The 11745-nt window shown below is 44.6% G+C and carries 14 protein-coding genes; 3 read left to right on the plus strand and 11 right to left on the minus strand.

The window, feature by feature from the left end; genetic code table 11:
• Window positions 1-73: 73 nt before the first annotated feature.
• From J7J01_10415 to J7J01_10445, 7 genes are all read right to left on the minus strand, one after another.
• Window positions 74-1261 carry an ABC transporter permease gene (locus tag J7J01_10415; protein ID MCD6211271.1) on the minus strand — a complete coding sequence of 396 codons (1188 nt, stop codon included), beginning with the start codon at window positions 1259-1261 and terminating at the stop codon, window positions 74-76.
• A complete protein-coding gene (locus J7J01_10420) occupies window positions 1258-1926 on the minus strand; it encodes an ABC transporter ATP-binding protein (GenBank protein MCD6211272.1) in 669 nt (222 codons plus the stop codon). Before J7J01_10420 ends, J7J01_10415 begins: the two co-directional genes overlap by 4 nt.
• Entirely contained in the window at window positions 1923-3233 is a 1311-nt protein-coding gene (locus J7J01_10425; protein ID MCD6211273.1) for a hypothetical protein, read from the minus strand. Before J7J01_10425 ends, J7J01_10420 begins: the two co-directional genes overlap by 4 nt.
• Window positions 3230-3910, minus strand: a complete 681-nt coding sequence (locus tag J7J01_10430; GenBank protein ID MCD6211274.1) for a hypothetical protein — start codon at window positions 3908-3910, stop codon at window positions 3230-3232. The genes J7J01_10425 and J7J01_10430 overlap by 4 nt, the downstream gene beginning before the upstream one ends.
• A gap of 56 nt (window positions 3911-3966) precedes the next feature.
• Complete coding sequence (locus tag J7J01_10435; protein ID MCD6211275.1) at window positions 3967-5322, minus strand: hypothetical protein; 1356 nt, start codon at window positions 5320-5322, stop codon at window positions 3967-3969.
• A 206-nt stretch (window positions 5323-5528) separates the two neighbouring features.
• Window positions 5529-7196 carry a sensor histidine kinase gene (locus J7J01_10440; protein MCD6211276.1) on the minus strand — a complete coding sequence of 556 codons (1668 nt, stop codon included), beginning with the start codon at window positions 7194-7196 and terminating at the stop codon, window positions 5529-5531.
• 146 nt (window positions 7197-7342) lie between these two features.
• Window positions 7343-7855: a response regulator gene (locus tag J7J01_10445; protein ID MCD6211277.1), complete on the minus strand. Its 513-nt coding sequence runs from the start codon at window positions 7853-7855 to the stop codon at window positions 7343-7345.
• 199 nt (window positions 7856-8054) lie between these two features.
• Between J7J01_10445 and J7J01_10450 the strand changes: the two genes are divergently transcribed.
• The 3 genes from J7J01_10450 to J7J01_10460 are packed head-to-tail and all read left to right on the plus strand — an operon-like array spanning window position 8055 to window position 8935.
• Window positions 8055-8306 (plus strand): hypothetical protein, encoded by a 252-nt coding sequence (locus J7J01_10450; GenBank protein ID MCD6211278.1) that lies wholly within the window; start codon window positions 8055-8057, stop codon window positions 8304-8306.
• Window positions 8303-8617 (plus strand): YbjQ family protein, encoded by a 315-nt coding sequence (locus tag J7J01_10455; protein MCD6211279.1) that lies wholly within the window; start codon window positions 8303-8305, stop codon window positions 8615-8617. Before J7J01_10450 ends, J7J01_10455 begins: the two co-directional genes overlap by 4 nt.
• 30 nt (window positions 8618-8647) lie before the next feature.
• Window positions 8648-8935 (plus strand): hypothetical protein, encoded by a 288-nt coding sequence (locus tag J7J01_10460; protein ID MCD6211280.1) that lies wholly within the window; start codon window positions 8648-8650, stop codon window positions 8933-8935.
• A 72-nt stretch (window positions 8936-9007) separates the two neighbouring features.
• Here the strand turns inward: J7J01_10460 and J7J01_10465 are convergent, their stop codons facing one another.
• The 4 genes from J7J01_10465 to J7J01_10480 form a co-directional block, all read right to left on the minus strand.
• The gene (locus J7J01_10465; GenBank protein ID MCD6211281.1) at window positions 9008-9583 is read right to left on the minus strand and encodes a hypothetical protein; all 576 of its coding nucleotides are present in this window, start codon (window positions 9581-9583) and stop codon (window positions 9008-9010) included.
• A 179-nt stretch (window positions 9584-9762) separates the two neighbouring features.
• The gene (locus J7J01_10470) at window positions 9763-10881 is read right to left on the minus strand and encodes an ABC transporter permease (protein MCD6211282.1); all 1119 of its coding nucleotides are present in this window, start codon (window positions 10879-10881) and stop codon (window positions 9763-9765) included.
• A 30-nt stretch (window positions 10882-10911) separates the two neighbouring features.
• Entirely contained in the window at window positions 10912-11082 is a 171-nt protein-coding gene (locus tag J7J01_10475; GenBank protein MCD6211283.1) for a hypothetical protein, read from the minus strand.
• A partial coding sequence (locus J7J01_10480) for a hypothetical protein (GenBank protein MCD6211284.1) occupies window positions 11070-11745 on the minus strand: 676 nt, incomplete at its 5' end. The genes J7J01_10475 and J7J01_10480, both read right to left, overlap by 13 nt.

Genomic DNA, 11745 nt, shown 5'->3' on the forward strand with positions numbered 1-11745 from the left:
TGTGTTTTGTTTCTTTATTACTCATTTAAATCCCCCCTTCTTTTCATGCTTGCGCTTACACCTCCAATTTTTCTCATTCATACCTCACCGCCTCGACCGGACTCATCTTTGACGCCTTCCTTGCTGGATACAACCCCGACAGCACTCCTACAATTACCGCAACCACAATCCCGCCGAGCAGAACCTCTGGTCGCAAAATCGCCGGTATCTCTTCTCCGAATGCCGCACCTATCCCAATGCTTATGACGTTTGCACCAATGATACCCAGCACACAGCCACAGACACCACCCGCTACGCTCACCATGCCCGACTCAAGCAAGAAAAGAGAAAGAACATTCCTGTTTTTTGCTCCTATCGCTTTCATTATGCCTATCTCATGCGTTCGTTCCATCACGGACATCAGCATCGTGTTCATTATGCCAATAGAAGCAACGATAAGCGAAATAGAAGCGATAGCAACTAACACAGCTTGCAGTAGTGTGAAAATGGTTTTTAACTGCACGATAGCGCTGCCCATCGTCATTGCGCTCGTAAAATCATCAAGCTTATGGTTCTCATCTATTCGCTCCTCTATCTCCTCCGCGATTAATTCCGCTTCCCCTATGTCTCGCACCCTCACCGTTATCTGCGCAATTTCATCATTGCCCAGTATACTCTTTGCATCTCTTTCCGTGATATATATCGAGGAATCCACGTCCGACCTGAATCCACCCTGCTTCTCCAGCACGCCAACCACCCTGAATTTGCTTCCGCCTATATTTAGCCTGTCGTTGACCCCTATCTCTTCATCAAAATAGTCATTCGCAATGCTATGCCCAATCAGGCATGCTTTGTGGTCATTATCGCGTAAATCCCTACCATCTCCTGTCTTCACTACTTCCCCAAATATCGCACTGATATCTCGTGTGTCAATACCTATCACTCTCATAACTGTCTTTTCTCCCCGGTATTCCACCTCTTCCATCCCGCTTATCATTGCCGCAGCTTCCTTCACTCCCCCTATCCGCTCCACATCTTTCAAATCTCGCTCGTTAAAACTGCCAAGTTCCATATAGTTCCCGAAATTCGCCTTACCCGGCATTACAAAGATTAAATCTACCATCTCCACTAATTCCCCTGTTACTGATTGCTCAAAGCCATAGCCCACGGACATTAAAGCGATTACCGCCGCTATCCCTACTGCAATGCCCAGGAGTGTGAGACTCGTACGTGCTTTCCGCTCCTTTATATCCCGATATGCTAACAGAAATATATCCTTCATTCTTCGAGCAACCTTCCGTCTTTCATCCTTATTACTCGCGGCGCGTGAGCTGCAATCTCAGTATCGTGCGTCACCACGATTATCGTCCTTCCTTCGTTGCGGTTCAAGCCCTCTAAGATGCCCATTATCGCATCTCCTGTCTCGCTATCCACGTTACCCGTGGGTTCGTCACCGATGATAACTGCGGGGTTATTAGAAAGTGCACGTGCAATAGCCACTCGCTGTTGCTGCCCGCCACTCAGCTCCGAGGGTTTGTGATGCATACGCTCGCGAAGCCCGACCTTTGCAAGCAGTTCTGCAGCCCTCTTAATACGCGCATCACTCTTCACACCTGCGAAGAACATGGGAAGCGCGACATTTTCCAGCGCAGTTAGCGAATGGATGAGATTAAACTGCTGGAATATGAATCCTATCTTTTTACGTCTTATCTCCGCAAGCTCGTTCTCGCTGAGCGAGGCGGTATTCACACCACCGATGAATACCGCACCGCTCGTTGGTTTATCCAGGCAGCCGAGCATATTGAGCAGCGTAGATTTGCCCGAGCCGGAAGGTCCCACGATCGCGAGGAACTCTCCTTCTTCTATTTCTAAACTCACATCTCGCAGTGCCGGCACCTCTATCTTCCCCATCCGGTAAACCTTGCTTAGATGCTCTGCTCGGATCATTCTACGCAGTTCCTCCTTTGCTTCACTTTCACCCTCACCCACACGACTGCAATCACCGCTAACAGGATTACAGGCAGTGCAACGAATGACATAGGAAGTAACGCATCCTTCTGCGGCTCTTTTACTTCTATTCGCACTTCGTAACCTGCAGTTTCATAAGTTTTATCGGTGTTTACATCTCTGAACACCAGTTTGAATGCAAATCTGTTTTCTCCTGCGTTCAAATCGCTTGTATCAACGTCAAAAGAAGCGGAAAATACGTCTCCGGCTTCCATGTCGCCAATAAAATATTCTGAAGGCAGTATCCTCACTCTTTCCACTCCGTTACTTACAGGCACTACGGATACCGTTTTAACGTCTTTTGGCAGTCCATTAGCCACGTCAAAGTCTATCTTTGCTACTTCTCCTTTCAAAACCGACTTAGGCGCATCTACCAGGATGAGCCTTAAGTCTGCGTTGCTCCTCACGAATACCGTAGAATCCAGTGTATTTCGATGCGAATTGATGCCATTTTTGTATTCCACTACGAACTGGATGTCTTTATTCCCCTCGGAAACACAAAGAGGAGTAAACGAGAAATTTACACACCTTTTCTCGTACGGCGCCAGGTTGCCTATGAAGATTCGCTCAGGCGTGAATTCTAACTCATCATTTTCCGGACTCTCTTTCTCTTTCACCTCCACATTTACACCGCTAACTAAATTTGGTCTGTTATTCGCCACCACCACCGCTATTTCCTTTGATTCACTGAGTGAAATCTCGGACGGAACGTCTTTCTCAAGTATCTCCACGCTGCTGCTCTCCACCTTCACAGGTACTGGAAATCGCACGTTGTCGCCATTATCTACTTCTATGCATACTTCAGGGAAGTAAGTGCCATCGCTGGTATGCGTAGCAGCTTTTATCGGTATTGCGACTGTTATGCTCTCACCGGGTCCTAAAGCTCCTACGTTGTAATACTCAGAGCGCTGTACGCCTTCTCGCGCCCATTGTATATTTTTGTCGCTACCACTCAGCCTTATGCTTTCTATTTCTGCACTTATACTTCGCTTTGAAATCTTCGTGGTCTCAGATGGTGAATATTTACCCGTGGTAGTTGTCTCGGTCTCCGATGATTGTGTGTCCATGTTTTGTACTGTTACGATAATGATGCCGGTGTCACCGGGCATCAAAACTGCCGGTTCCACTTTGTAGTCCGTAACCATAACGGCAGGTCCTTCTGCGGCTGATACAACAGCGACTGTTGCAAGCAGCACCAGAGCCGCCACAATAAAACCTGTAGTAATATTCTTATTTGCACTTATCATTTCTTTTCACCTTCTTTGTTTTCCACTCCTAAATTACTCCACACTTCCACAGCCTTCTCCTCATCAGGGTCAACCAGAACAGAAACAACCACAGGGTTCGCTCCAAACCGCGTCCACGAAACGCTGAGCAGTGTCTTTGGCAAGTAGAACTTCTCTGCAGTTTCCGGAAGCACCCTCCTGACGGTCGGCGTCACACTTTCCAAACTGTTTTCCTTCAACAGATTCACAGCTTCTTTATTCTGAAGTGCGACTGAGATTGCCTTTGCTCTCTCGCTCGGCGGTATCGCTTCCAGCGCGTATCTGTTCTGAACTAACTGTTTACGCGCACTATAATACGTAAAATCATAGACATCCGGGTATTCACACGCATCTGAAAAGCAGATAACCTTGAGGTCATGGTCTTCACCATTCTTCATGGCAGTGATGTTCACCTTATCATACCTCACGCCTTTATAAGGCGTTATATCAGCTAAGACCTTCGATACAATCTCAGTTTTCGTTTCTTCGTTGAGTTCCGTGCCTGAAAATGAAAACTCTGCTGTTGTGGACAAGCCCGAATCTAAACCAGGTGCAGTATGACCAAGCCTGTACTCGATTTTCGGCAGCCCTAAATAAACGCCAGCAGCAACTATTGCAACTGCTGCAATTACCACTACGATTTTCTTTGCACCTACCATTTCTTTTTTTATCGCCTCCTTCTCCTCCCGGAAAAATAAAAAAAAGAATGAGTTTTTTACTCATCCCCCATCTCTATTGTGTAATCAAAGCTCTTTGCATTCTTCGGCAGTATCTCCAGCGTCCAGACGCCACCCGGTGCGTTAGTTATCTCGTATGTTTCGCTGTACACTGTGCTCGTCACGTGATACATCCCTTCACTTGATGCTTCCCATGGCGGTAAATAATCCATACCCAGGCTTATGTGCGCTGTTTTCACCGTTTTTGATGGCTCTGGTGTCAATTTCCCACCTTCAAGAGTTGCCAGCATGAGTGCAACATCGAAAGAAGGCTCTTCTTTTTCTTCCGCTCCTCCATATTTATCGTATGCATACTGTCTGGCAGTAACTACAACACTGACCTTCTCGCCCTGTTTCACCGTAAAATCTTCCCTGAACGGTGTTGTGGGTTGTTTCCATACTTCTAAGCTCAAATGTACTTCATGGTTCCACCGCTCTATCGAAGGGTCGTCTATGTTCAGGTTGATGCCGCCTTCATACCTTCCTTTTGCATCCTCTGGCACATTCACTGCTACCTTTACCGTCGCCTTCGAGTTCGCTTCCACCTTCGCAGGTGCATCTATCGTCAGCCAGTCCTCGGGAATCAGATTATTCTCGAAAGGTCCATACCTTCGTTCTTCTCCACCAATTTCCGGGCTTATTGCAATCGCTTTGTCGCCTTTGTTCTCAATCTGTATCTCATACTCCTGGCTCTGTCCCGCTTCTATCCTGTCATGTATGTGTTGTGGCTGTACCACTATCTTCGGCGGTTCCCAAACTCGTATTGACAGGCTTAGCGAGTTCACATACACCGGGAACGGTGCTAGATAAGGTGTTGGAATCGTATCATTTGTGAATACGATCTGCGCGCTGTAATGACCGATTTCCGCATCTTCCGGTATTTTTACCGTAACGGTATATTCTTGCTCACCGCCTGCCTTTAGCTCTGCGCTACCCGGTTCAACTGTTATCCAGTCCTCTTCCACAAAATATTCTCCAAACGGTTGGGTTTCAATGCGTGGGCTTGTGAATACTACCTCTTCGTTCTTGTTTTTTACCTTCACTGTAAACTCTTTTTCACCGCCGGGTTTCAGCTCGAACCACTCGTGCTTCGGCGAGATTTGCAATATTTTGTAATCCACTTGCCCGTGCTGCTCTTCTTCGCTTTGCTTGGATGTCTCTACCAGCGCAGGTTGTGACAATGATGCCTGACCTGCTGCACCTACTCCTGACCCTATTACGACAGCACCGAGGTTAAGTATTGGTTGCGGCGGTGCTGCCTGACCTGCGACAGCGGCGACCGAAAAAACGCTCAGGAGAAACACTCCTAACACAACCGCTGCCTTTGCTTTCTTTTTTGCTTCTTCTTCCTTCATTTTTTTTCTTTCCACTTCCTTCTTTTTATCTCGCGGTTCGCCTCTTTTTCAACGAACCTGTTCATAAATATACAAATGTCCCTATTTAAGCTTTTCGATTTTTCGTAAAACCGAAAAACATAAAATTAGGTAATGCCTAATATTGTATATTTTGACTATTTATCGTCAAACTTTACAAAAACTCAAGGCAGAATTTACGGGGCTACTTAATCACTCCATTTCTCCAGCGTGAAGATAAAAGTACTTCCCTTACCAGGTTCGCTCTCCGCCCATATCTCCCCGTTGTGGGCTTCTATTATACCCTTACATATCGCCAGTCCGAGACCGGTTCCACCCGCTTCCCTGGTCAGCGTGCTGTCAACCTGGTAAAACCTGTCGAACACCCTATTCAGGTCTTCTGGAGGGATACCAATCCCTGTATCGCTGACCCTGACTTCTACCTGCCCGTTCAACTCGCTGGCTTTTATACTGATTTCTCCGCCCCCCGGTGTGAATTTAACAGCGTTATTAAGGAGGTTTATGATTACCTGTGTAAGCTTTTCTCGATCCGCCTTAACCGGTGCAAGGTCTTTCGGCAGTTCAATGTTCAGTGCTATGCCCTTTTCAATGGCTGTTTGTCTCACACTTTCGATAGAATCCGCAATTACTGAATCCAATGACACTCTCTCGAATTTGAGTTCCATTCTGCCTGATTCTATTCGGGACAGGTCCAGCAGGTCGTTAACAAGGTTCGTCAGACGGTCTATGTTCCTGAGAATAATGTCCAGCATTTCTTTCTTCGTCTCTGTATCTATGTCTGCTACTTCAAGTACTTGCGCTGATGTTCTCATGGCAGCAAGGGGTGTCCTGAGTTCATGCGATACCATGGAAACAAAGTCAGATTTTAATTTATCCAGTTCTTTGAGCCGTTCGTTTGCCAGTGCGAGTTCTCTATTCGATTGTATCAGTTCGCCTGTCTTCGATTCCACCTCCGCTTCCAGCGTTTTGTTCCACCGGGAGAACATCACGATTAATCCAAGGCTTCCGCCCAGGATGAGTGCGATGACAATGCCTGAAAAAGCCATCTGCTTGGTATAAACTGATTGTATCAACTGGTCAACTTCGCTTGCAGGTACAGATATAGCAACTGACCATAATTGGTCACGCCATCGTACTGGCGCATACGCTACGATCTGTTCCGATTCCGATTCTGATTCATCTCCTTCTTTGTGGTAAACAGCAGTCCCTTCTGAGCCGTTCATCTGTTTCTCGATTATATCTCGCCATTCACTTTGATTTTCACCAAGCATCTTGATGTAGTTTTTACCGATTACTTCGCTTCTCGCTCCATCATAAAGCGATTTCCCCTTATGATCTATCATATACACGTATCCAGTTTTATCCTGCATGATTGGTTCGAGGAATCGGTCTGTGATGGTGGACATTTGTATAATGGCGAGGATGACGCCCCTGAAATTCTCGCCTTCATCCCCTTCATCTTCATATACTGGAACCCAGATGAAGGAGCCCAGACCTCCCTCGAACAGTGGTATAGGACTGGAAATTTCTGTTTTTCTTAAATCTCTCGCCGAATCAAAGGCATTGCTTCTATTCGCTGCATACAGGTCATACCCAATCGGAGCACGATGCTCCGGGTAGCCATACACTACCACTCCGCTCGCATTTATAAATTCAATACTGTAAAAACCGCTGGTTTCTTCATAGATTGTTTTGAAACATCTGGTTATGTTGGTGATGGAATCAGCAGACCTATCTCTGGCAAGTATTTCTATAATGGTTACACGCTCATCTGCAAATGCTTCGATGCCCAAAGCTGCCTGTCTCGCCAGCAACAGTTGCTGTTTACTATATTGTTCTTGCACTATCTCTTCCACTTCTCTGTGGGTCTTGAAACCCAAAAAAGCCACAATACAAATAAGGATGAGGCAGACTACAAGAATGATCACTTTATTGTTGCTCTTATCCTTCATATTCGTAATTGCTCTTTCCTTATTCTTATTCTATTCTTATTCTTTTACACTCACGGAGCGGTTCTACGCAGAACTGCCTTTATCCGCGCTTTTAATTCAGCCAGATCAAATGGTTTTGTAACATAGTCATCTGCACCGATTTCAATACCTTCGACCTTGTCAGAAGTCTCGCCCTTTGCTGTGAGCATAATTATCGGAATAGCACTTGTTGCTTCGTCCTGCTTCAACTGTTGGCAGACCTCAAATCCATTTATCTTGGGCAGCATCAAATCGAGAAGCACGAGGTCAGGGATCTCAGCCCTTACCTTCTCCAGTGCCTCTACGCCGTCTTGAGCTTCGATGACATTGAAATCTTCCATTTCCAATGCTCTCTTTAGCGGTAACAAAGTATCCAGTTCGTCATCTACTATTAAAATCTTGGTTCTGGTGTCGGAAAGTCTTCTAATCCTCTCCACCACTTCCCTTTCTGTAATGCCCAATCGCTCTGCTATCACGCCATACGAGAGCGTATCGTCTTTTTGTAGCATTTCAACAATTTTCTTATCATTATCGTCTAACCTCATCTTTTTCCCTCCCGCAGTTTTCCTCCCCTTTTTATTCTCATCGTTTTTTATTTTTGTTATCGCTTTTATTTTAAAAATATCAATAACCAAGGTGAGCCTATTTTAAGTTTTTCGATTTGTTGAAAAATCGAAAAATATAAAGGAAGGTGGTACTAAATATTGTCAAACTTCAAAAATTTAAGAGAGGACATAAGGAGAGATGAGTGTGATAAATGGGATGAAATGGATTGGAGTCGTGATGTTTCTTGTCGGTGTGATAATTGAGGGAGTATATGGCATATATCCCGTCTTTAACCCGGAGAATACAGAGGCTATACTGCTTGGGATAAGAATCGGTATCGTGATGATGGCTATTGGTGGTGTTATTTTAATAACAACACTGTCTTTTGAAAGATACAGGGAATGGAAGAAAATGAAGGAGGAGATAGGAGAGGAGGAGTTGAGACCATGATAGTAGTGAATACAGATTTTGTACCAGGAAGAGAGATAGTGGAAGTTTTAGGGCTCGCGAGGGGTAACATCATTCTGGCAAAACACATAGGCAAGGATATAGTGGCTGGGTTTAGACAACTCGTTGGTGGTGAAATAAAAGAATACACCGAGATGCTTAGTGAGGCGAGGGAGATAGCATTGAGGAGGATGATAGAGAAGGCTGAGGAAACCGGCGCTGATGCAGTCGTGAATGTGAGGTTCATGACTTCCATGGTGATGAGGGGTGCAGCAGAGATACTCGTTTATGGGTCTGCAGTGAAGCTGAAATAGCTCTTTCTCCCTTAATGCTGGTTGGTATTTATGGTTGAACTTGAGAAGATATTCGGTAGGAATGCACAACTCATCGTCCTCGATTATTTAATAAGAAATCGTGGCACGACAACCTACCTCTCAGGTATCGCGGAGGAGACCGGACTTTCTCACTCCAGCGTTGCACGAGTAATCGAGCCGCTTCTGGAAATGAACATTGTGAAAGAAGGCAAAGTGGGCAAACAAATAAGAACCTTCACATTGAACGAGGATAATGAAGTGACAAAGTTATTGATACGGTTTTATAACGATTTAGCGAAAATTGAAAATAGTGAGTGAATGATTATCCCACATGTTCCCCGGATTGTTCTACCTTTGGTGCCAATCCCGTTCTTGCTCCTTTTTTAGCTTCTACTTCAGCTCAGCTCGTATCTCACTCGCAAGCCTATCCGCAAGATGCCTATTGTAATACTTAAGAGAGAAAATACCATAGCTTGTATCTCTAAAACTTATCTCTCCCTTCTTTATAACCTGAGGTCCTTTGCTGCTGTTGAACTTCACAATAACATCCTTCCCCCCGGACTTCTCTCTTTTGAACTTCTTGAAATACTCACTTTCACCGGAAGATGAAAAGAAATATAAAATATTCATCTCTGCCCGTGAATATAAAGGCGTATAATCAATATCTTCCCAAATTACAGTAACTGCAACAAGCTGCCCATCGAACTCATCCTTAAGCTTTGCAACTTCTATAAGTCTCGAAGCGATACCCTCCAGCTCCCTCTCCAGCTCATCTCCCAGCACGCTATCAAACTCCTCTCCGCCATCCACATAGAGATAGATATCACCTGAAACTTTAGCCACCTCTTCCCCGCATGCAAACTTCGCCGCCCTTGAGTTTACTGAAGTTTCACTTCTCGATGCTCCGAAATCCATGAAAAGGAACGAGCATCCAACTCCCGCAATAACCACTACAGCTATTATCAAAAAATATATCCTGTTCATTTTTATTATTGTACACAATGAATGCCAGTAAAAGCGCCGCAATGACCAGCAACACTCCAACCCTTGACCATGACCATAACCATAACCATGATATAGTAAAATCCCCCTTCGTTATGTTGTTGTTAGTGTTGTAAATCTTTCTTTTTGAAAGAAAGGTTTGTTCATTCGTACCTCAGCGCTTCTATCGGTTTCAACCTCGAAGCTCGCCATGCAGGATAAAGCCCGCTTATTACACTCGTTCCGACCCCGAAAGCAATCCCGAGGAATATGTACAGTATACTTGAAGGAGCAAACAGATATGACGCTTCCTTTAACATCAAAACGTCCACCAGGAAACCAGCACCGAAGCCCAAAATCGCTCCTATCACTCCTCCAATAGCTCCAAGAATCAATGACTCAAACAGGAACATACGAAGTATCCCACTTTTAGACGTGCCTATTGCACGCATTACACCTATCTCCTTCGTTCTCTCTACCGTTGACATCATCATCACGTTAAGGATGCTTACGCCCGCAACTAAGAGCGAAATAGCTCCTATTCCAAGCAGGAATACGGAAATCGTCCTGAACAGGCTCTTTATACCTTCCACTATCATCTTCAGCTCCATCACTCTTACAACTTCTTCGCGCTTGTTCAATCGGTCTTCAATCTCTTCCCTTACTTCTTTCACATCCTCTATATTATCCACCTTCACAATCACAGAGTTGTAGCCTGAGGAGTTGTATAACGAGGAAAACATCTTATCAGAGACAATTATAGCGTTATCAGGATTTATGTCGAATCCTACTCCCCGTTCCTTCAGGATACCCACGATTCTTGGCTTCTGATTTTTTATTGGTACCCTTTCTCCTACTCTCAACTCATATTCGTCTGCGAGTCTTGACCCGACCAAACAGTTTAAAGAACCGTGTTTAAGAAACTGTCCATCCTCCTTCTCCAGAAGTTTCGGTATGTCCTCACTGCGCATTCCATATATCATCACCGGCGTTGACTCACCGTTTAGAATCACCTTATCCACGCTCGACCTTACAGGGATTGCATCTGCCACTTTCTCTATCTTCTCAAAGTTAGCGTCTGAAATTGTTTCTTCGCCATACGGAAAGACCACTAACTCGTTTCCTATCATGCACAACTGTTCTGAAGCAGAGAGCCGAACGCTGTTACCGAGAATCCCAAGCGCTGTTATTGCCAACACGCCTATTACAATCCCGATAACAGCGAGCACGGACCTGAACTTATGCCTTGCAAGGTTCCTCTTCGCGAACTCGAAAAAAATCATTTTCATGCTCCTTTAATGATTTAAACGTTTCTATCTAATAACTCCTAAAACTTCTAATCTCATCTTCCATTCTTCCAGTTCTTTCTCCCAGTATTCCCAGCATCTAAAATTTTTATATAGTTCTCTTTCCCCCAATTCATGTCCTCCCAAAATTCCTTTGGTTCCATTTCCATTTCTTATTCCCCCCTTTATTCTCGCCACAATCTTATCGCAGGAATCCAACCTTTATAAATCCTGCCATTCGCATCTACGAACTCAGAGCAGTTTATCCATCCGCTTACAGTTGGCAATTTAGGTGTATGGTGAATCTGCGGATAAGAGCCTGTTCTTATTTCATAGTAGTATGTTCTTTCGGCGAATAGCGTGAAAGGTTCATCAAAGGTTATGTTGTGCCAATCGCCTTTGTAACCCTCCCAATGAGCTTCTTTCCATGCCCATGTATCATTCCATATTCTTGCATATTCAGTATGTCCGCCTGTGTCTGCGCATGGATAAGTGTAAAGTTTAGATACCTCGATTGTTACATTTGGCTTTATTATTCCATTGTATATTCCCCTTATGCTTGGGTATGGATTGACTGGCTTTCCAGTGTCAAAAATATTTTCTGATGGTTCAAAATAATTCCCCCAAAGCTTCAATTGTGGATAGTTATCCGCATCGGAATCTGTGCTGTAAGGCGTATTCCAAATTTCGCAATCTTTTGTCTCTTCAGCTTCTGGATATTTTTCTTTGTAATCGTCCCAATAGTTGCCAAGGTAGTTTGTGTAAATGCTATCATTGTAGGTGCAGGCTATTTTTTCTGTTGAGTTCCAGATGTTGGGTGAATCAACCATAAGATGAATATTATCTGTATTGTTTATGAAG

It is taken from the genome of Methanophagales archaeon (assembly GCA_021159465.1).
Lineage (GTDB): Archaea > Halobacteriota > Syntropharchaeia > Alkanophagales > Methanospirareceae > G60ANME1.

Excerpts from the sequence above, each read along its gene's own strand:
- J7J01_10415 (MCD6211271.1), bottom strand. The coding sequence starts at position 1,261 with ATGAAGGATATATTTCTGTTAGCATATCGGGATATAAAGGAGCGGAAA.
- J7J01_10420 (MCD6211272.1), bottom strand. The coding sequence starts at position 1,926 with ATGATCCGAGCAGAGCATCTAAGCAAGGTTTACCGGATGGGGAAGATA.
- J7J01_10425 (MCD6211273.1), bottom strand. The coding sequence starts at position 3,233 with ATGATAAGTGCAAATAAGAATATTACTACAGGTTTTATTGTGGCGGCT.
- J7J01_10430 (MCD6211274.1), bottom strand. The coding sequence starts at position 3,910 with ATGGTAGGTGCAAAGAAAATCGTAGTGGTAATTGCAGCAGTTGCAATA.
- J7J01_10435 (MCD6211275.1), bottom strand. The coding sequence starts at position 5,322 with ATGAAGGAAGAAGAAGCAAAAAAGAAAGCAAAGGCAGCGGTTGTGTTA.
- J7J01_10445 (MCD6211277.1), bottom strand. The coding sequence starts at position 7,855 with ATGAGGTTAGACGATAATGATAAGAAAATTGTTGAAATGCTACAAAAA.
- J7J01_10450 (MCD6211278.1), top strand. The coding sequence starts at position 8,055 with ATGAGTGTGATAAATGGGATGAAATGGATTGGAGTCGTGATGTTTCTT.
- J7J01_10455 (MCD6211279.1), top strand. The coding sequence starts at position 8,303 with ATGATAGTAGTGAATACAGATTTTGTACCAGGAAGAGAGATAGTGGAA.
- J7J01_10460 (MCD6211280.1), top strand. The coding sequence starts at position 8,648 with ATGGTTGAACTTGAGAAGATATTCGGTAGGAATGCACAACTCATCGTC.
- J7J01_10470 (MCD6211282.1), bottom strand. The coding sequence starts at position 10,881 with ATGATTTTTTTCGAGTTCGCGAAGAGGAACCTTGCAAGGCATAAGTTC.